The sequence below is a fragment of the Microbacterium suwonense genome (genome assembly GCF_030296555.1).
In the GTDB taxonomy this organism is placed as follows: Bacteria; Actinomycetota; Actinomycetes; order Actinomycetales; family Microbacteriaceae; genus Microbacterium; species Microbacterium suwonense.
In genome coordinates this window covers 1,783,018-1,802,706 of sequence record NZ_AP027728.1, presented here as the reverse complement: position 1 = coordinate 1,802,706, position 19,689 = coordinate 1,783,018, and the positions used below count along the sequence as shown (strand labels likewise).

At 67.8% G+C, this 19,689-nt stretch carries 18 protein-coding genes and 1 pseudogene; 16 read left to right on the top strand and 3 right to left on the bottom strand.

Annotation, left to right across the window (positions count from 1 at the left end; translation table 11 throughout):
- Positions 1-3: 3 nt before the first annotated feature.
- The 6 genes and pseudogenes from QUE33_RS08995 (at position 4) to QUE33_RS08970 (ending at position 6,099) form a co-directional block, all read left to right on the top strand.
- On the top strand, positions 4-849 hold the full coding sequence (locus tag QUE33_RS08995) for an ABC transporter permease (RefSeq protein WP_286299291.1): 846 nt from the start codon (positions 4-6) through the stop codon (positions 847-849).
- On the top strand, positions 846-1,619 hold the full coding sequence (locus QUE33_RS08990; protein ID WP_286299289.1) for an ABC transporter permease: 774 nt from the start codon (positions 846-848) through the stop codon (positions 1,617-1,619). Before QUE33_RS08995 ends, QUE33_RS08990 begins: the two co-directional genes overlap by 4 nt.
- Positions 1,609-2,451 carry an ABC transporter ATP-binding protein gene (locus QUE33_RS08985; RefSeq protein ID WP_286299288.1) on the top strand — a complete coding sequence of 281 codons (843 nt, stop codon included), beginning with the start codon at positions 1,609-1,611 and terminating at the stop codon, positions 2,449-2,451. Before QUE33_RS08990 ends, QUE33_RS08985 begins: the two co-directional genes overlap by 11 nt.
- Positions 2,448-3,437 (top strand): annotated as a pseudogene (locus QUE33_RS16460) (FAD-dependent oxidoreductase); the annotation flags it as partial. The gene QUE33_RS08985 and the pseudogene QUE33_RS16460, both read left to right, overlap by 4 nt.
- Before the next feature lie 347 nt (positions 3,438-3,784).
- On the top strand, positions 3,785-4,108 hold the full coding sequence (locus QUE33_RS16455; RefSeq protein ID WP_491562447.1) for a hypothetical protein: 324 nt from the start codon (positions 3,785-3,787) through the stop codon (positions 4,106-4,108).
- Positions 4,105-6,099 carry a flavin-containing monooxygenase gene (locus tag QUE33_RS08970; RefSeq protein ID WP_286299281.1) on the top strand — a complete coding sequence of 665 codons (1,995 nt, stop codon included), beginning with the start codon at positions 4,105-4,107 and terminating at the stop codon, positions 6,097-6,099. Before QUE33_RS16455 ends, QUE33_RS08970 begins: the two co-directional genes overlap by 4 nt.
- On the opposite strand, the gene QUE33_RS08965 is transcribed toward QUE33_RS08970, so the two are convergent.
- Positions 6,084-6,791: a GntR family transcriptional regulator gene (locus tag QUE33_RS08965; protein WP_286299279.1), complete on the bottom strand. Its 708-nt coding sequence runs from the start codon at positions 6,789-6,791 to the stop codon at positions 6,084-6,086. The genes QUE33_RS08970 and QUE33_RS08965 overlap by 16 nt on opposite strands.
- A gap of 95 nt (positions 6,792-6,886) precedes the next feature.
- Here QUE33_RS08965 and QUE33_RS08960 point away from each other — a divergent pair, with 95 nt between their 5' ends.
- Complete coding sequence (locus QUE33_RS08960) at positions 6,887-7,777, top strand: VOC family protein (protein ID WP_286299277.1); 891 nt, start codon at positions 6,887-6,889, stop codon at positions 7,775-7,777.
- Between the two features lie 23 nt (positions 7,778-7,800).
- Positions 7,801-8,637: a fumarylacetoacetate hydrolase family protein gene (locus tag QUE33_RS08955; RefSeq protein ID WP_286299276.1), complete on the top strand. Its 837-nt coding sequence runs from the start codon at positions 7,801-7,803 to the stop codon at positions 8,635-8,637.
- Here QUE33_RS08955 and QUE33_RS08950 read toward each other — a convergent pair.
- A complete protein-coding gene (locus tag QUE33_RS08950) occupies positions 8,591-10,675 on the bottom strand; it encodes an acyltransferase family protein (protein ID WP_286299275.1) in 2,085 nt (694 codons plus the stop codon). The two genes, QUE33_RS08955 and QUE33_RS08950, sit on opposite strands and share 47 nt — an antisense overlap.
- Before the next feature lie 57 nt (positions 10,676-10,732).
- Here QUE33_RS08950 and truA point away from each other — a divergent pair, with 57 nt between their 5' ends.
- From truA to glmM, 5 genes are all read left to right on the top strand, one after another.
- The gene (gene truA, locus QUE33_RS08945; protein WP_286299273.1) at positions 10,733-11,578 is read left to right on the top strand and encodes a tRNA pseudouridine(38-40) synthase TruA; all 846 of its coding nucleotides are present in this window, start codon (positions 10,733-10,735) and stop codon (positions 11,576-11,578) included.
- Between the two features lie 64 nt (positions 11,579-11,642).
- Positions 11,643-12,311, top strand: coding sequence for an endonuclease/exonuclease/phosphatase family protein (locus QUE33_RS08940; protein WP_286299272.1), 669 nt, complete (start codon positions 11,643-11,645; stop codon positions 12,309-12,311).
- Positions 12,312-12,517: 206 nt separating this feature from the next.
- Positions 12,518-12,964: a 50S ribosomal protein L13 gene (rplM, locus tag QUE33_RS08935; protein WP_286299271.1), complete on the top strand. Its 447-nt coding sequence runs from the start codon at positions 12,518-12,520 to the stop codon at positions 12,962-12,964.
- Positions 12,965-12,991: 27 nt separating this feature from the next.
- The gene (gene rpsI / locus QUE33_RS08930) at positions 12,992-13,477 is read left to right on the top strand and encodes a 30S ribosomal protein S9 (protein ID WP_286299270.1); all 486 of its coding nucleotides are present in this window, start codon (positions 12,992-12,994) and stop codon (positions 13,475-13,477) included.
- A gap of 17 nt (positions 13,478-13,494) precedes the next feature.
- The gene (gene glmM / locus QUE33_RS08925; protein ID WP_286299269.1) at positions 13,495-14,856 is read left to right on the top strand and encodes a phosphoglucosamine mutase; all 1,362 of its coding nucleotides are present in this window, start codon (positions 13,495-13,497) and stop codon (positions 14,854-14,856) included.
- Positions 14,857-15,220: 364 nt separating this feature from the next.
- Here the strand turns inward: glmM and QUE33_RS08920 are convergent, their stop codons facing one another.
- Positions 15,221-15,586, bottom strand: a complete 366-nt coding sequence (locus tag QUE33_RS08920; RefSeq protein ID WP_286299268.1) for a pilus assembly protein N-terminal domain-containing protein — start codon at positions 15,584-15,586, stop codon at positions 15,221-15,223.
- A gap of 102 nt (positions 15,587-15,688) precedes the next feature.
- Here QUE33_RS08920 and QUE33_RS08915 point away from each other — a divergent pair, with 102 nt between their 5' ends.
- From QUE33_RS08915 to QUE33_RS08905, 3 genes are all read left to right on the top strand, one after another.
- A complete protein-coding gene (locus QUE33_RS08915; protein ID WP_286299267.1) occupies positions 15,689-16,249 on the top strand; it encodes an LbetaH domain-containing protein in 561 nt (186 codons plus the stop codon).
- On the top strand, positions 16,246-17,367 hold the full coding sequence (locus QUE33_RS08910; protein ID WP_286299264.1) for a glycosyltransferase: 1,122 nt from the start codon (positions 16,246-16,248) through the stop codon (positions 17,365-17,367). The genes QUE33_RS08915 and QUE33_RS08910 overlap by 4 nt, the downstream gene beginning before the upstream one ends.
- A 144-nt stretch (positions 17,368-17,511) precedes the next feature.
- A complete protein-coding gene (locus QUE33_RS08905) occupies positions 17,512-19,677 on the top strand; it encodes a glycoside hydrolase family 71 protein (RefSeq protein WP_286299262.1) in 2,166 nt (721 codons plus the stop codon).
- Positions 19,678-19,689 lie beyond the last annotated feature (12 nt).

Sequence of the window (19,689 nt, the reverse complement as noted above, 5' to 3'; positions counted from 1 at the left end):
GACATGGTCACTCCTCCTCCCGTCACTGAGACGCAGGTACTCCGCGTCGCCAAGACGGTACGACAGGATCGCTGGGCGCAGGTCGGGCCCGTCGTCCTCGGCACCGCCGGCGTCGTCACGTTCCTCATCGCCTGGCAGCTCTACGCGCAGTTCGGGCCGGTGTCGAACGAGTACCTGCCGTACCCGGCAGAGGTGATCGGACAGTTCTTCGGCAACTTCGCACTGACCTCGTTCTGGGCATCCGTCGGCGCCACGCTGTGGGCATGGTTCCTCGGTCTTGTGATCTCCGCCATCGCGGGCCTCGTCCTGGGAGTCATCATCGGCTCCAGCCGATTCCTGCGCCGGGCGACGTTCACGGTGATCGAGTTCCTGCGTCCGATCCCGTCGGTCGCGCTCATCCCGATCGCCGCCCTCGCCTTCGGCCCGCAGCTCGAAGCGGAGCTGCTCGTGATCATCTACGGCTGCTTCTTCGTCGTGCTCATCCAGACCCTCTACGGCGTCGCCGATGTCGACCGCGTCGCGCACGAGACGACACTGACCATGGGCCTGAACTGGGGGCAGCGGGCGCGGCACCTCGTCGTCCCGACACTGCTGCCGTACTTCTTCACCGGTGTGCGGCTCTCGGCCACCATCTCGCTGATCCTCGCGGTCTCCGCAGAGCTCATCATCGGCACCCCCGGTCTCGGACAGTCGGTCGCTCAGGCACAGCTCAACGGCGCACCCGTCGCCATGTACGCCCTCATCGTCACAGCCGGTGTGCTCGGCATCATCATCAACACCGGAGCCAAGATCGCCGAGCGCAAGGCGCTGTTCTGGCACGAGTCCGTTCGAGCGGAGGTTCCGGCGTGAACATTCTGAAGAACCTCGCCTACTGGCTGGGCCTGCCCATCATCCTCATCCTCATCTGGCACTTCGCCACGATGGGAGACATCAGCCCGTTCGTTCCGCGGCCACTGCCGCTGTGGGAGAAGTTCGTCTCGGTGTGGCTCGGCGAGAACCTTCTCACCGACGTGCTGCCGAGCATCGGGCGCCTGCTGCTGGCCCTGGCCATCTCGATCGTCCTCGGTGTCGTGCTCGGAGTGCTGATCGGATCGTTCCGCTCGGCGCGCTGGTTCTTCGAGCCGCTGTTCGAGTTCCTGCGGGCGATCCCGTCGACGATCATGATCCCGGTCCTCCTGCTGGTGGTCGGACTCAACGACAACATGCGGATCACGGTGATCGTGCTCGGCAGCATCTGGCCCGTGCTCCTCAACACGATCACGGGCGTGCGCTCTCTCGACGAAGTGCTGTCGAACTCCGCGAAGGTGTACGGCGTCCACGGCTGGGGCCGGGTCTGGCACCTGGTGCTCCCCGGTGCCTCACCGGCGATCATGGCGGGCGTGCGACAGAGCCTCGCCGTGGGCCTCATCCTGATGGTGGTGTCTGAGATGTTCGCCTCGGCGAACGGCATCGGCACACTCATCACGAACTTCCAGAACCGTGTGGCGGTGCCCGAGATGTGGAGCGGCGTGCTGCTGCTCGGCGTCGTCGGTGTGGTGCTCTCGGCGATCTTCGCCCTTGTTCAGAAGGGCGTTCTCAAGTGGTACGACGGACTCAAGGCGGCGGCTGATGGCAATTGACATGAACGACACCCCGAGCACGGGCGACGATGTCCTCCTGCGTGTCGAGAATCTGAGCAAGACCTACAACGGGCGTGCGGGTGCGGTGGAAGCCGTTCGCAGCCTCACCTTCGACCTGCACCAGGGCGAGTTCGCCTGCCTGGTCGGCCCCTCGGGCTCGGGCAAGACGACGCTGCTGAAGATGATCTCGGGCCTGCTCGAGCCCACCGGAGGAACCGTCGTGCTCGACGGAAAGCGCGTGCGCGGGCCGGCGAAGGGCCTGGCGGTCGTGTTCCAGGAGTACGCGCGCAGCCTCTTCCCCTGGATGTCGGTCGAGGCCAATGTCGAGCTGCCGCTGAAGGTGGCGGGCGTGCCGCGCGCCGAACGCCGGGCGCGTGTGCTCGACGCGCTCAACGCCGTCTCGCTCGGGCACGCGATGAGGTCGTACCCGTGGCAGCTGTCCGGCGGCATGCAGCAGCGCGTGGCGATCGCTCGCGCGGTGGCATCCCGCCCGACCGTGCTGCTGATGGACGAGCCGTTCGCGGCCGTCGACGCGCAGACGCGCGGCGAACTCGAAGATCTCGTGCGCAAGGTCTGGCGCGAGCACAACATGACGATCCTGTTCATCACGCACGACATCGACGAATCCGTGTACCTGGGCAGCCGCGTGCTCGTGCTCTCGAGCTCGCCGACGATCATCCAGAACGACATCGCTGTCGATCTGCCGGATGAGCGCGACCAGATCGGCACCCGCTCACTGCCGCGTTTCGCCGAGCTGCGCACACAGGTGTACGAGGAAGTGCAGTTCGCGAAGACGAACGCGGGTGGTGCTCGCACCGGAAGCGCGGCATGAGAAGGCGCGACAGGAATGATGCCGAGCTTCGCGATGTCATCGTCGTCGGCGGCGGGCCCGTCGGGTTGACGGCAGCCCTGTGGCTCGCCGACGGCGGCGCGGCGGTCACCGTCATCGAGCAGCAGACCGCCCCCGGTGATCTGCCTCGGGCGATCAGCATCGCCGACGAGACGTTCCGCATCATGGACTTCCTGACGATCTGCGAGGAGCTCAGATCCGAGACGCTGCTCGACACCGGCAGTCGGTACTTCGGTCTGAACGACCGCCTGCTCGCCGCGTCGAAGCCCCTGCCCAGCCGCAGCGGGCATCCTGCCAAGAGCCAGTTCGATCAGCCGGTCCTCGAGAAGCTGCTGTGGGATCGTGCCGTCGCGCACGAGCGCATCGATTTCCGCACCGGCATGCGGGCCGTGGGCGTCGCGCAGAGCAGCGACCGCGTCTCGGTCGAGGTGCGCCCTGCGGGGGAGGACACGCAGTCCGAGCTGCTCGTCGCCTCCTTCCTGATCGGCGCGGACGGCGGCAAGTCGTTCGTGCGCAGCGCCATCGGCACGCGACTGGTGGGTTCGACCCAGCAGGAGCGCTGGATCGTCGTCGATCTGGTGAATGTCATGACCCCGCGCGAGCCGTATGCCGAGTTCTACGGCAACGGTCGGCGCCCCTACGTGCTCGTGCCGGGCGTGAAGAATCGCCTCCGGATCGAGTTCATGCTCTTCGACGGCGAGGACGGCGATGCGATGTGCGCGCCGGAGAAGATCATCGCCCTCTGCGAGCCGATCGAGTCCGGCGTTCGCCCGGAGGACATCCGGCGGGCGGTCGTCTACGTCGCCCATCAGCGCGTGGCCGAGCACTACCGTCGCGGGCGCGCGTTCCTCGTCGGGGACGCCGCTCATCTGATGCCGCCGTTCAGCGGGCAGGGCCTGAACGCCGGCCTGCGCGACGCGAACAACATCGCCTGGAAGATCCTCGACGTGCTCGCGGGCCGCGGCACGGATGCGCTGCTGGACAGCTACGAGGCCGAGCGGCGCGCGCACGGCGCGAAGATGGTCACCGTGTCGCGCCGCACCGGGGATGTCGTGATGGCCATCGGCGCCGCCCGTACCCGCCTGCGCGACCTGCTCTTCCGCGCGATCAGCGTCGTTCCGCCCGTGTACGACTACCTGCGCTACATGCGCTTCATCACCCCGCCGAATTACGCCGATGGAGTGGCGGTGCGGGCGCCGAGTCGCCGATCGCCGCTTGCGGATGCCGTCGGCCGTCCGCTCGGTCAGCCGACGGTGGTCTTCGCGAACGGCGAGACCGGGGTCTCGACCGCGCGCTGGGCGGCGAGTGGGCGCTTGTGCAGATCGGGCAGGGCATCGGCGTCGACACACGGCATCCCTACTGGGACGGGCTGGGCGTGCGTCGCGTACGCGTGCTCCCCGCGGGTACCCGGGTCGCGAGCGTCGCGGAAGCCGACGTCGCCGACGTCGTCGAGACAGCCGACACCGTGGTGTCCCTGTGCCGCGAAGCCCGCACAGCCGGAGCGCAGGCAGTGACACTGCTCGTCCGACCAGACAAGTACGTCGCCGCGGTCATCGTGCCCGGAGACGAGAACCGGATCATCGCCGGCCTGCGCGAGTACGAGGCGCCGCCGGTCCTGGTCCGCCAGGAGGAATCATGATGCCCGGTGCCGCACGTCCGACCGCAGAACTCCCGGCACCGCTTCGCGTGCCGTTCGATGACCTGTTCTGGCGCGACGAGTACGATCCCATCGTCGAGACCGACGCCGAGCTCGCGGCGATCGTCGAGCGCGCCGATCTGCCGGCGCTGCTCGCTGCGCTCGCCGCTGCGCTCGGCGATCCGTCGATCCTCGAGCCGGGGCTGCGCCCACCGCTCACTCTCGTCGACACGTTCGGACATCCGCACGGCGGGATGACGTCGGCGCAGGTGGAACGCGGGCGGGAGGTGGCGCTCGCCGCGCTGGTGCGGCTGCGCGACAGCGGCATCCGATCCGTCGGCATCCTGCCCCGCGAGCAGGTCGACGCGATCCTCGATTTCCTCACGAACGGACGGGCCGAGTACTGGCCGTCTCTCAAGCACGAACTCGGCCTCGCACCAGATAAGAACGGCGCTCCGGACTTCGTCTACGCCGACCTCGCGGGTTCGCGTGAGTTCCGGACGCTCGTGATCGGCGCCGGGGTCTCCGGCATCGCCGCCGGCTATCGTCTGATGCAGGCGGGCGCTCCGTTCACCATCATCGACGAAGCCCCCGCGCTCGGCGGCACGTGGTGGAAGAACCGCTACCCGGGCGTACGGCTGGACACGCCGACCTTCGGGTACTCCTACTCGTTCGCGCAGAAGACGGACTGGCCGCATCAGTTCGCCGAGGGCGGGGAGATCCACGACTACCTCGCGGAAGTCGCCGACCGGGCGGGAATCACCGAGCGGATCGAATTCGGCACGCGCTTCGACTCGGCGCGCTGGGATGAGGACGCGTCCGAGTGGGTCGTGGTGCTCTCGGGCCCGCAGGGCACGGAGGAGCGCCGATTCGACGCCGTGATCTCCGCGTTGGGACAGCTCGATCGTCCGCACATCCCGGACTTCCCCGGGCTGGAGACGTTCGCCGGCCGCGCTGTGCACTCGCAGGATTGGGATGAGACGGTCGACGTCGAGGGCAAACGCGTCGTGGTCATCGGCACGGGGGCGAGCGCCTATCAGATCGTTCCGGCGGTCTACGAGCAGGTCGATCACCTGACCGTCTTCCAGCGCAGCGCGCCGTGGATGATCCCCGCAGACAACTACCACGAGCGCATGACCGACACCTTCGACTGGCTGCAGCGCACCGTGCCGCACTACGGGCAGTGGTTCCGGCTCTGGACACTGCTGCTGGGCATCCCCGGCCGGTTCCACACCGTCACCGCCGAGGAGGGCTGGTCCGGCGTCCCGCTTTCCGTCAGTGCGAAGAACCATGAGGTGCGTGAATCGCTCATCGCCCGAATGGCAGAGCAGTACCGCGACCGCCCTGATCTGCTCGAGCTCGCCATCCCGAACTACCCACCGGGAGCGAAGCGGATGCTGCGCGACAACGGGGTGTGGGCGAAAGCGCTGCAGGCGCCGCAGACCACGGTCGTCTCGACAGGTGTCGGCCGCATCACCGCCGAGGGCGTCGTGGACGGCGCCGGGGTGCTGCACGAGGCCGATGTCATCGTGTTCGCCACCGGGTTCAAGGCGAGCGACTTCCTCGACGGGACTGACGTCGTCGGGCGCGGCGGCGTGGAGCTGCACGACTACTGGGCGGGCGACTCCCGCGCCTACAACGGCATAACCGTGCCGCGGTTCCCCAACTTCTTCCTCATCTACGGTCCCAACGTCAACGGCGTCGTCGCGGGTTCGGGTCATCTCATGATCGAGCGGGCGGCCGAGTATGCGGTCAGCGCCATCGGCGAACTGCTGCGCCGGGGCGCACGGTCGCTCGAGGTCACCGAGGACGCTCTCGATCGCTTCGTCTCCTGGGTCGATGCCGGCAACAGGCGGATGGCCTGGGGGCAGGAGTACATCTCGAACTGGTACCAGAACGCGGCCGGGCGGGTCGTCACGATCTGGCCGTACACGAACGTCGAGTACTGGGCCGCGACCGAGTCGATCGCCGAAGAGGACTACACGTTCGACTGAATCGGCGCGCCGGCCTCGCGCTGCTGCTGCTGTGCGCGGTGCAGCACGATGTCGCTGGTGCGCTGGAAGTGCGCCTGCAGCAGGGCGACGGCCGTCGGTGCGTCGCGCGCGAGCACGGCGTCGAGGATGTCGCGATGCTCCTTCTCGACGTCGCGTGCGCGAGCACCGGCATCGGGAGCCGACCAGCGGCGGAACAGTTCGGTGGCGTTGGTCAGCTGGCGGGCGAAGCTGCACAGCGAGGGCACCCCGCACGCCTCGATGAGCTTCTCGTGAAACGCCCGGTGCGCCGTGAGCCACTCGGGGCTGGTGTGCGCCGGGTCGTCTTCGGTGCGGCGTGGGGTGCGGGCGAGCAGATGGTGCGCGGCGATGAGCTCGCCCTCCCACTGGACGCCACCGCGCTCGATGGCGAGTTCGATCGCGCGCCCCTCTATGAGGCAGCGGACGTCGGTGATGTCCGTCAGGCCGCCGTCGGTGAGCGCCGGGACGAAGAACCCGCGGTTGGGCTCGCTGACGAGGAAGTTCTCGCCCGCGAGCCGGGTGAGGGCTTCGCGGATGACGGTGGTGGAAGTGGCATATCGCTCGGCGAGTTCGCCGGGTGGGACGCGGCTGCCCGGAGGCCAGACCCCATTGAGGACATCGGCCCGGATCGCGTCGATCACGTGCCTGCGTTTGCTCGTCTGCTCGGTGGCCATGGAACCTATCTTGGTCGATGAACGGGATCATCCAGTAATGCAGTAAGAATATATGATACGGTAAAAATCTACTTTGGAACGTCGGAGGTGCGTGCATGGCATTCGGAGCCATCAGCGAGATCGGATACGTGTCGCTGCAATCGAAGGACATCGAGCATGCGATCCGCCACGCGCGGGACATCCTGGGGCTGACGGAGACTCACCGCTCGGGCAACGCCGTCTACCTCTCCAGCCGCGCTCGCCGCCATCACGAGCTCGTCTACCTGGATTCTCCGGAGGACGGCGTCGGCCACATCGGTCTCGTCGCCGCCGGAAAGGCCGGTCTCGACCTGGTGCGCACCCGCGTCATCGAGGCGGGCTACCCGCTGCTGTCCGAGGTGCCGCTGCACCCGGGTGTCGCCGACGGCTTCGCGTTCATCGGACCCGAGAACTTCGTCTTCGAGATCTACATCGGGCTCGAAGACGCGAGCCTGGTCCCCAGCGGTCACGCACCCGACCGCTTCGGGCACGTGAACCTGCACCCGCAGAATCTGCAGGCGATGCTCGCCTTCTTCCGCGACGTCCTCGACTTCCGCATCTCGGACATCATCGGCGACGACTTCGCCTACTTCCTTCGCTGCAACGCCGAGCACCACGGTGTGGCGCTGATGAAGGGCAAGGGATGGATGCATCACCACGCCTGGCAGGTGCAGTCGATCGCCGAGCTCGGCAAGGTGGGCGACCGCCTGCACGACTCCGGTTCGCGTCTGCTGATGGGGCCGGTGCGGCACGGCGCCGGCCACAACATGGCGGCGTACTACGTCGAGCCGACCGGTGCCGTCGTCGAGCTCTACGCCGACATGGAGTGGATCCTCGACGACGACCGGCCGCCGGTGGTGTGGCCGCAGGACGACCGCGCCTGGGCCACCAAGTGGTCCATCTACGACTTCAGCGAGTTCCGCTCCCACGGACTCTTCCCCGCCCGCGAGCACATCGCAGCCGTCTGACCCGACCTCCCCAGGAGTATTCAATGACGAAGTTCACCAGCTACTACCGCGCCGACAAGTCCGTGGCGTGGGGCCGTCTCGACGGCGAGACGATCTACGACGCGACCTCCGTCGCGCCGTCGCTCGCCGAGGCGATCGCGGACGGCGCGCTCGACTCGCTCGCCGACTACGCCGAGAACCCCGTCGACCTCGCGGCCGTCGCACTCGCCCCCGTCATCCACAACCCGGGCAAGATCATCTGCATCGGCGTCAACTACGCCTCGCACCGCGACGAGATCGGCAAGGCCGCGCCGCAGGCGCCGGTCATCTTCGCCCGTTACGCCGACAGTCAGATGGGTCACGGCGAGGATGCCCTGAAGCCGAGCATCTCGCCGCAGTTCGACTACGAGGGGGAGGTCGCGGTGATCATCTCCAAGCCCACCCACAAGGTCGCCAAGGCCGACGCCTACGACCACGTGGCCGGCTACGCCGTCTACAACGACTTCTCCGTGCGCGACTGGCAGCGCAAGGCCAGCCAGTGGCTGCCGGGCAAGACCTGGCCGGGCACCGGCGGTTTCGGCCCCTACATGGTCACCGCCGACGAGGTTGGCGACGTCACCAAGCTCGAGGTCACCACCCGCGTCAACGGCGAGGTGCGTCAGCAGGGCTCGGTCGCCGACCTGATCAACGACATCCCGGCGATCATCGAATACGTCTCGACGTTCACGCCGCTCGCGCCCGGTGATGTGATCGTCTCGGGCACCCCCGGCGGCGTCGGTCTCTTCATGGAGCCTCAGGGCTTCATCGTCGACGGTGACGTCGTCGAGGTCGAGGTCACGGGACTCGGCACGCTGCGCAACGTCGTGCGCGAAGTCGACTGAGACCGGCTTTCACAGAGCCGATCGCGCTGCTGTTCTCCGCACCCGCGGCGTAAATCCCTGGCGCGCGAGCCGAGAACAGCAGCGCGAGCCGAGAGAACAGCAGCGCGCACCGAGAACAGCAGCGCGAACTCAGAACAGTCGCGCGAGCCGAGAACAGCAGCGCGAGCCGAGAACAGCAGCGGGCGGGGTGCTCACGGCGCGATCGGCACCCGCTCCAGGGCGCGGCTCGCGCGGCGCGCTCGGCTTCGGATGCGCGGATGCCCTGCTCGACGACGTCGGCGAAGATGCGGCCGCCGGCCATGCCGGGGTGGATGCGGTCGCCGGCCAGCAGCTCCTCGTGCGGGGCGATGGCCGCTGCCCAGTCGGCCACGACCACTCCGCTGCGGGCGTCGGCGAAGGCGGCGAGGTCGCTGTTGACGCCGGCGATCCAGTCGCGCGGCGCGTAGGCGTTGACGAGCACGAGATCGCGGTCGCGGCCCACGGCATCCGCCATCTTCTGCAGCGCCCCGCCGTCGAGCGATCCGTTCGTGCCGAGCGCGACGACGACGTGCTCGCGCAGTCGTCCGGATGCGGCCAGCGCGTCGATGATGTCCGGCGCCGCCCAGCTCTGTCGGGACACGGCGGCATCGACATGGATGCCGGGCAGCTTCTCGTACAGGGCGGGAGTGGAGGCCAGCATCACGGAGTCGCCGACCGCGGTCACGTCGTCACCGCTGATGGCCTCGGGGATCGGTGCAGGTCTGGGTCGCGCTGCTTCGGCCTCCATGGCCCGCTGGCCCGCGCGGATCGACATCTCGGAGGTCGTCATCGGCGGAGCGACGGCGACGGCGGCGGTCGTGCCGCTGAGCGCGAGCGCTCCCGCCAGCACGGTGCCCAGCATCGCGAGTCGGCTCCGGGGTCCGCGCGCCAGACGCACCCGCACGGCGCGCAGCGCGCGACGGAATCCGTGCCGACGCAGCGGAGTCTCGAGGAAGCGGTAGGACATCGCCGCCACGACCAGTGACAGCAGCAGCGCCATCACGCCCGCCCAGACGGGCACGTCAGCGACGCTGCCGGAGACGCCCAGACCGCTCGCCGCGGTGATCAGCACGAGCACCGGCCAGTGCCAGAGGTAGATGCCGTACGAGCGATCCCCGATCCATCGCAGCGGCTGCACATCGATCGCGCGCCCGAACCAGGACCCGGGCATGACGCCCGAGACGACGGCCAGAAGAGTGCCGACGGATGCCATCAGCAGCGGTCCGGGGAAGGCAGACGCTCCCGAGGAGGCCGGCACCGCCGCCGCGATGACGATCAGCGCGAGTCCCAGCATCCCGACGGCCGCGCCGCCGACCCGGGCCGCCCTGCCTCGCAACCATTCCCGCTCCGGCATATGCTGCAGGGCGAAGGCCGCCGCGATGCCGAGCAGTAGGCCGAAGGCGTGCGAGTCGGTGCCGAAGTACTCGCGGGTCATCCCGCCGGCATCCACCAGCGTCGACATCCACCACGTCGACGCCGCCGCGGCGAGCAGGGCGAACGCGACGAGGATCCACCGCATCCGGAGGACCGCAAGCAGCACCGGCAGCAGCAGCGGCCAAAGAAGGTAGAACTGCTCTTCCACGGCCAGCGACCACACGTTGCGGAAGAGCTCGGGCTCGGTCGCGGCGAAATAATCCGAACCCCCGGCCAGCGCGACCCAGTTGTAGCTGAACGTCGCCGCTCCCACCAGCTGCCGCCCGATGCCGACCAGCACGTCGCCGCCGATCAGCCATGCCGCGGTCGCGCTCACCGTGAGCATCAGCGCGAGTGCGGGCAGCAGCCTGCGCGCACGACGGCGCCAGAAATCGATGAGCCGATGACGTCGCGTGTGCCGGGACGGGCGCAGCAGCAGCGACGTGATGAGGAATCCGCTCACGACGAAGAACACGTCGACGCCGACGAAACCGCTCGACAGTCCTGCGCCGGGGAACAGGTGATAGATCAGCACCAGGCCCACGGCGATCGCCCGCAGCCCATCGAGCCCCGCGTAACGCGGAATGTGGGGCGAGGACGGAGACATCAAGACGAGGGGGAGGGTTTCGCAGAGGAGGGGAGGGCTCCAGCTTAGGCTGGGTGGGTGCGCATTCGCCTGGACATCGCCTATGACGGCACCCACTTCCGCGGGTGGGCCACGCAACCGGGTCTGCGCACGGTGCAGGGGGTGCTGGAGGTCGCGCTGGCGCGCATCCTCGGATCCGCTGCGCGTCTCGTCGTCGCCGGACGGACGGATGCCGGGGTGCACGCGTCCGGCCAGGTGGCGCACGTGGATCTCGACGACGCGCAGTGGGCCCGGATCCGGGCGCGGCAGGGGCGCGCGGGATCGGATCCGGCCGGCGCGCTGGCCCATCGCATCCGAGGTGTTCTCGGGCAGTACCCCGATGTGACCGTCACCCGCTCCGCTCTCGCGCCCGAGGGCTTCGACGCGCGCTTCTCGGCGGTGTGGCGCCGCTACCGCTATCGCCTCGCCGACCTGACCGTCGGCTACGACCCGATGCGCCGCAACGACACCACGACCGTGCGCGCAGAGCTCGACGGGCAGAGCATGGACGCCGCTGCGCGCACCCTCATCGGGCTGCACGATTTCGCCGCCTACTGCAAGCCGCGCGAGGAGGCCACCACGATCCGCACGCTCCTGGACTACCGCTGGGCGCGGGACGCCGAAGGCGTGCTGGTCGCCGAGGTGAAGGCCGACGCGTTCTGCCACAGCATGGTGCGCGCCCTGGTCGGCGCCTGCGCGGCCGTGGGGGAGGGCAGGCTCTCCGTCGATGATGTCGTTCGCCTGCGCGATGATCTGACGCGCACGAGTGCCTTCAAGGTGCTGCCCGCGCGGGGACTCACTCTTGCCGAGGTCGGCTATCCGGACGATTCGCTGCTGGCATCCCGCGCCGAGCAGACCCGCGCCCGGCGCGATCGGGAGGGATGAGTCCACGGATGAGCGCCCCGTCAAGAGGGCGGTCGTGCGTCGGCGACGGCGGTACCGTGGGCCTATGAGAGTCATCTCGTACAACCTGCGCAAGCACCGTGCTGCCACCGAGCTCGGCGTGCTCGTCTCCAAGCACGACCCTGACATCCTCTGTCTGCAGGAGTGCGACACGGCCGTGCTGCCGGAGACGGTCGGTGAGCTCACGCTCGTGCAGGCCACGAGCGGCAACCGGCTCGGCCTGGCGATGTATCTGCGCAGCAACCTCTTCCACGTCGAGGAGGTGCGCACGATCGGGCTGAAGAAATCCCTGCACGACCGCGTGCTCAAACCGGCCAACGAACGCGTGCTCGGCGCCCGGCTGCGGGATATCGACACCGGACACGGACTGATCGTGGCGTCCTTCCACGCGGCCCCGCTGACCGCCCTGAACTCGCTGCGCCGCAACCAGATCCGTGCCGGACTGGACGCGCTGCAGGCGCTCGGGCCCGGCCTGCCGGTGCTCATGGTCGGGGACTACAACTATCCGGTGTTCAAGGAGAGCCTCGGGCAGTCGGTGCGCGAGCACGGATATCGGCTGACCCTGAGCGATGACCGCACCTACACGCGCTACCGGGTGTTCCGCGGGCACTACGACTTCGCCACTTCGTCGGGGTTCGACATCTCCAGCATCACGACGCTGCCGCAGGGCACCAGCGATCATCGTCCGATTCTGATCACCGCCGAGGCCGCGTAGCTCTGGCGCCGAAAACCGTCGACATGCGGTAAGCTGACTCCTTGGTGCCTGCCCTTCGGTCTGCCGAGGTGCCGGTACGACGAACGTGAGCCCTCCACTGGCGTGTTCCGTCCTGGTCCTTCGACAGGCTCGAGGACCGGATGAGAACCACCCCGGAGTGGGATTCACGAACCTCTCCGTTCGAAACCTACGAAAGCAGCACTATTGTGACGCGCACATTCACCCCGAAGGCCGGGCAGGTCCAGCGCGACTGGATCGTCATCGACGCCACCGACGTCGTTCTCGGTCGCCTCGCCTCGCACGCCGCAGCGATCCTGCGCGGCAAGCACAAGCCGACCTTCGCTCCGCACGTCGACACCGGCGACTTCGTCGTCATCGTCAACGCCGAGAAGGTCGCCCTCACGGGTCAGAAGCTCCAGAAGAAGATGGCGTACCGCCACTCCGGCTACCCGGGCGGCCTGACGGCCACCTCCTACGCCGAGCTTCTCGAGAAGAACCCGGTTCGCGCCGTGGAGAAGGCCGTGCGCGGCATGCTCCCGAAGAACACCCTGGGCCGCGAGCAGCTGTCGAAGCTGAAGGTGTACGCCGGTGCCGAGCACCCGCACGCCGCTCAGCAGCCCACGCCGTACACCCTCGACCAGGTCGCCCAGTAAGCGCCGCTCCAGATAAAGGACATACTCGTGGCTGACATTCAGGACACCACCGAATTCCCGCAGAACTTCACCACCGCGACCCCTGAGACCGAGGTCGTGGAGCAGGCTCCCCGCCCCGTGCTCTCGGTGCCGGGCGCTGCTGTGGGCCGTCGCAAGCAGGCCATCGCCCGCGTGCGTCTGATCCCCGGCTCGGGAACCATCACGATCAACGGTCGTACCCTCGAGGACTACTTCCCGAACAAGCTGCACCAGCAGCTGATCAACGACCCGTTCACGGCACTCAACCTTGCCGGTGCGTACGACGTCATCGCCCGCATCTCGGGCGGCGGCGACTCCGGTCAGGCCGGTGCGCTGCGTCTGGGCATCGCCCGCGCGCTGAACAACATCGACGCCGAGAACAACCGCCCGACCCTCAAGAAGGCCGGCTTCCTGTCTCGTGACGCCCGCGTCATCGAGCGCAAGAAGGCCGGTCTGAAGAAGGCCCGCAAGGCTCCTCAGTACTCCAAGCGCTGATCCGCGCAGTTCCTTCCATGGCACTGTTCGGTACCGACGGCGTGCGCGGGCTGGCCAACGGCCCCCTCACCGCCGAGCTTGCTCTCACCCTGGCCCAGGCGACTGCTGTCGTCCTGGGTCAGGGGCGCATCGCCCAGGCGCGTCAGACCGTGGGCAAGCGTCTCACCGCCGTGATCGCGCGCGACCCGCGCATCTCCGGGCAATTCCTCAGCGCCGCAGTCGAGGCGGGTCTCGCCTCCTCCGGCGTAGACGTGCTCGACGCCGGCACCCTTCCGACGCCGGCTGCGGCCTTCCTGATCTCGGACATCGACGCCGACTTCGGCGTGATGATCTCGGCATCCCACAACCCGGCCCCCGACAACGGCATCAAGATCTTCGCCCGCGGCGGAATGAAGCTGCCCGACGAGGTCGAGCAGCGCATCGAGCAGACGATGGCTGCCGGCACCAAACTGCAGCCCACCGGTGCCGCCGTGGGTCGCGTGCAGCGATTCTCGGATGCCGAGGATCGCTACGTCATGCACCTGCTGGCCTCACTGCCTCACCGCCTCGACGGCATCCATGTGGTGCTCGACTGCGCCAACGGCGCGGCATCCGGTGCGTCTCCCGAGGTGTTCCGTGCCGCGGGTGCGAAGCTGACCGTGATCGGCGCGGATCCCGACGGCATCAACATCAACGACGGCGTGGGCTCGACACATCTTGAGAAGCTGGCCGCCGAAGTCGTGCGCGTCGGCGCCGATGTGGGCATCGCTCACGACGGCGACGCCGACCGCTGCCTGGCTGTGGATGCCGACGGCAACGTGATCGATGGAGACCGGATCATGGCGATCCTGGCCGTGGCGATGAAGAGCCGCGGCAAGCTCGTCGACGACACTCTGGTCGCCACGGTGATGAGCAACCTGGGCCTGCACATCGCGATGCGTGAGCACGGCATCACCGTGCGGCAGACGGGTGTCGGCGACCGTTACGTGCTCGAGGACATGAACGCCGGCGGCTTCTCACTGGGCGGCGAGCAGTCCGGCCATGTGATCATGCGGGAGTTCGCCACCACCGGCGACGGTGTGCTGACGGGCCTGCACCTGGTCGCCGAGATGGCCCGGCAGAAGAAGTCACTCGCTGAGCTCGCGTCGATCATGACGGTGTATCCGCAGGTGATGATCAACGTGAAGGACGTCGACAAGGACGCCGTCTCGGATCACGCCGGCGTGCAGGACGCAGTGAAGGCGGTCTCCGCCGAGCTCGGCTCGTCGGGCCGCGTGCTGCTGCGCAAGTCGGGTACCGAGGCACTGGTGCGGGTGATGGTGGAAGCGGCGGATGCTGAGACCGCCAATGCCCATGCGGAATCCCTCGCCGAGGTCGTGCGCAAGCATCTCGCGCTCTGACGCTTGCGGGAATCTCAGGCTGACAAAGGCGGTGGGAGAACTTCAAGCGTGGCGCTGAGCCAGTCGCCTGGCGTGGCCAGTTGAGCTGAAGGATACGGCACGCATCGATGTCGTCTGCGAGATCCCGGCCCGCTCAGCCGACCGGCGCACCTGTGGAGAACAGGCGAAGGCGATGTTGTGCGGCCTCAGTGAGTGGGGACCCGACTGAGGCCGCGGCGCAGAGATCTGGGGAAAATCTGCACCTGACGTGGGGCACTGGGGATGCTCACCACGCCAGTGGGGCCGAGAAGTTCGCCCCACAGCCAAAATCTTACCGGGGTCGCACAATGCTTTCGGATATCGTCGACGCGCGGGTCGGCGCCGATCACTGCGTCACGGTGAGCGTGAAGGACACGTCGTCGACGCGCTGATCGGGGTCGCCGAGGAGCACATCTGTCGTCCCTGGTGCGACGGCGATGATGCGGATCTGGCTTCCGTCGCGTGAGGGCTCGTACGACGCGATGCTCCCGTCCAGGATCATCGCCGCGTACGGCACCGCGTCCTGTTCTGCGGTGTCGACCCCCAGGCTCTCGCCCGGCGCGAGCTGCACCTTCGCACCCTGCAGTTCGTCGATCGTCTTCACGATGGTCGCCGGTTCCTGCTTCGGCTCAGTGCCGGTGCCGAAGCATCCGCTGAGCGTCAGAATCGCGGCGATCCCCAGTACAGCCCCAGCTGTCCATGACTTTCTCATCGCACAAGTGTGACAGATGATGGCGACGAGTAGGATGCCCGCATGGGGACACGGCGGAGGCTCGGGAGTTTCACTGGGGTCGGGTACGACAAGGGGCGCAGTGTGCTGTGGCAAGCGGCATGGCAGCTGGCGTCGAGCGTGCTGGTGATGCCGTGGTTCGTGCCACCGCGCATCCGCATCGCCGTGCTGAGAGCGTTCGGTGCGAAGATCGGAAAGGGCGTCAACTTTCGGGCGGGCGTGCGCGTGCACTGGCCCTGGAAGCTCGAGATCGGCGACGACTCGTGGATCGGCGAGCGGGTGTGGCTGCTGAACCTTGAGTCGATACGGATCGGCTCCGACGTCTGCGTCTCGCAGGCTGCATTCCTGTGTACGGGCAGCCATGACCACCGCTCGCCGTCGTTCGAGTTCGACAACGCGCCCATTCGCGTCGAGGACGGCGCCTGGATCGCGGCGCGGGCCACTGTGCTGCGCGGTGTGACCATCGGTGCTGATGCGATCGTCGGCGCAACCGCGCTGGTCACGAAGGATGTCGCGGCCGGCGCCGTGGCCCTCGCCCCGGCTGCGAAGACCATCCCCACGAAGACCGCCCCCACGAAGACCGCCCCCACGAAGACCGCCCCCACGAAGACCGCCCCACGCACGCAGGCACCGAGGCCGTCGTGAAGATCCTCGGAGTGGTGACCCTGGTCAGCCCGGATGGCGAGTACGGCGGCCCGCTGCGTGTTGCCGTCAATCAGCTTCGCGAACTGGCGGATCGCGGGCACGATGTCGTGCTCAGCGGCAGCTGCCGCGGATACGGCGGCTCGCCTCCCACGCAGATCGAGGGCATTCCCACCCGGCTCTTCCCCGCACGAACGGTGCTGCCGGGAACGGGCTTCGCCGGCCTGACATCACCCGGGCTGCTGAGAGGACTGCGCGCACACGTGCGCGAGTTCGACGTCGTGCACGTGCATGCGGCACGCGACCTGGTGACGCTGCCGGCCGCGCGCATCGCACAGCGTGCCGGCGTGCGCACGGTGCTGCAGACGCACGGGATGATCGATGAGTCCGCCAACCCGCTGGCGGTTCCCCTGGACGCCGCGATCACTCGCCGGGCACTGCGCGACGCGGCTGTGGTGACGTATCTGACGCCGGCGGAGCTCCGCTCGTTGGAGGTGGTCGGTCGCGGAGCCGCGCAGTTGCAGCAGCTGACGAACGGTGTGCCGATCGCACGGGAACGACAGACGGATGCCGCGACGCGCAGCGAAGTGCTCTACCTGGCTCGGCTCGCGCCCCGCAAGAACCCTGCACTGTTCGCGCAGGTCGCTGCAGATCTGGCCGCGGAGTTTCCGCAGACGCGATTCCGGCTGGTCGGACCGGATGAGGGCGTCGGAGCGCAGGTGCGCGACATCATCGAGTCAGCAGGGCTGGGCGAACGCCTGGTGTGGGAAGGTGCACTTGCGCCCGAGGAGACACTGGAGCGGATGCTGATGGCATCCGTCTACGTTCTGCCGAGCATCGATGAGCCATACCCGATGTCGGTGCTGGAGGCGATGTCAGTCGGACTGCCGGTGATCGTCACCGACTCCTGCGGTCTCGCCGGCTTCGTGGCGGAGCATCGCGCTGGTGCGGTGATCGCGCCGGAGCCGCAGGCTCTGCGCAACGCGATCCGCGAGTTGCTCGCCGACCCCGCAGCGGCACGCGCTGCGGGGCGCCGGGGGCGTGAGGCGGTGACTCGCACACGCAGCATGTCGGCTGTCGGAGACGAACTGGAGCGGCTCTACACGCAGGACGTGGGATGAGACCGGCCACGCCGTCTGATTACGTGATTTCGCGAATCCGTATCTCAACCGTTACAATTGCCGGGTAACTCGGGCGAGGGCAGCCGGGTGCGAGAGCATCGGCTGAAAGACCGGGACTGAACTCTTCAGACCCCGAAAGGCTCTATGACCTCCCCCGTCCCCCACACCCGGAATCGCTGGCGCATCCCCTCGCCGCGAATCATCCGGCTCGCGATGCTCGCTGCAGCTGTGCTCGTCGCCGGATTCCTCCTCCCCATCTCCTCGCCGACCGCGGACGCCGCGAGTCGAACCAGTGAAGTGACGCTGATCCCCACAGAGTCCACCTGGACCACTTCACGTCATGCCACGACCACGCATTCGGACCTCCCCTATCTGAGCGCGACCTCGAAACAGGATCGCACCTATCTCAAGTTCGATGGGTCGGTGCTGGATGGCAAGAAGATCGTCGGCGCGAAGCTGGTGCTGAAGGTCGCGATGAGCGCCGCGACCAAGCCTGGGATCGTCGTCCACCCTGCCCCCATCAACTGGGATGAGAAGACGCTCACGCACGCGAACCGTCCGGCCGACAGCAACGTCGCACTGAACACGGTCGCCCCGCAGGCGCATGCAAAGCAGGCCGTCACGGTGCCGCTGACCAACCTCAGCACGCTGGATGCGAACGGATCGTTCGCTGTGCGCCTGCAGTACTCGCAGCCGTATGTCGGAACGACGTATGTCGGCGCCGGCGCGAAAGCTCCTCGACTGGTCGTGACGGTGCAGCAGGGCGCGTCAGAGACAGAGGCAGCGCAGAAGCCGCAGCCGACCCAGGAGTCGGCTCAGCAGGCGACCCGGCCACCGCAGAAGCCGCAGTCCTCGGACCAGAAGGCAGGGCAGAACGAGAAGCCGACGGCTGAGCCCACCGCTCAGCCGAGCCGCGCGCCGCAGGAACCGCAGAAGCCGCAGGCTGCTGCCCCGGTCGAGCAGCAGCAGTCTGCGTCGCAGCCACCGGTGGCATCCACCTCTCAGTCGGCGAAGAAGGTGTTCGCGCACTACTTCCCGCCGTATCCGCTATCGCTGGATAACAAGCCGGCCGACAGCGACTACTACGCACGCAATTATCTGACCGTCAACGGCGAGGGCGGGGTGCATGCCGCCTATGGCGGGCTGCTCCGCGATCGCCCGCTCCCGGTCGGGAAGTCGACGTCGGCGACATGGCAGGTCGACAACCTGCGCACGGAGATCCGGCAGGCCAAGACGGCCGGTATCGATGGATTCGTCGTCGACATCATGGGCGTGTCCGGTCTTAACTGGAACACCACGGTGAAGCTGTTCACCGCGGCAGAGCTCGAGAAGGACTTCGCCGTCGTTCCGATGGTCGACGGCACCGCGGGCATCTCGCGCCTGGCCCCCGCTCAGGTCGCCGCAGCGATCGCCCCGTTGTTCAAGAGCCCGGCGGCGATGAAGATCGGCCCGGACTTCCTGCTCTCGTCGTTCAAGGCCGAAGGTCCCGGCGTGTCTTGGTGGAAGCAGATCATCGATCTGCTGGAGACCAAGTACGGCGTGCCGGTTTCCTTCCAGGCGGTGTTCCTGAACTCGAACGATGCCAACATGGCCGCGTTCGCACCGATTGCTGACAGCTTCGGCAACTGGGGCGCGCGCAGCCCGCAGGCGATCAACAACCTCCCGGTATACGAGAACCAGGCCGACAAGTATGGCAAGCAGTGGATGGAGCCGGTCGCCCCGCAGGACATGCGACCGCGTTCCGGCGTCTATGCCGAGGCAGGCAACACCGCAGCGCTTCGCGCCGGCTGGACCAAGGCGATCCGCGAGGATGCTGACTTCGTGCAGATGGTCTCGTGGAACGACTACAGCGAATCCACCCAGTTCGCGCCGTCCGTCGCCCACGGCAGCACCTTCCTGCAGATCAGCCGGTACTACGCCGATTGGTTCCACACCGGCAAGGCACCCAGGATCACGGAGGATCAGCTGTATGTGACGCATCGCGTGCAGTTCGCAGACGCCAAGCCCGCGGTCGGCACGAAGCTGGTCACGCCGACCCTGAGCGGCAGCAAGGGCGAGGTGCGCGACACCGTCGAGGCACTGGTCTTCCTCACCGCGCCGGCGACCGTCCAGGTCACCGTCGGCGGAACGACATCGACGTTCAGCGCCCAGGCGGGTGTGTCGGCGTTCACGGTGCCGCTGAAGGTCGGAACCGTGCAGGCGAAGATCGTCCGCGCCGGCGCTGATGTGAAGACCGCGGTCTCGCCGCACAAGGTCGTCGCGGCTCCGCAGGTGCAGGACCTGCAGTACTACGCCGTCACCGGCAGGTGATCATCGCGGGCT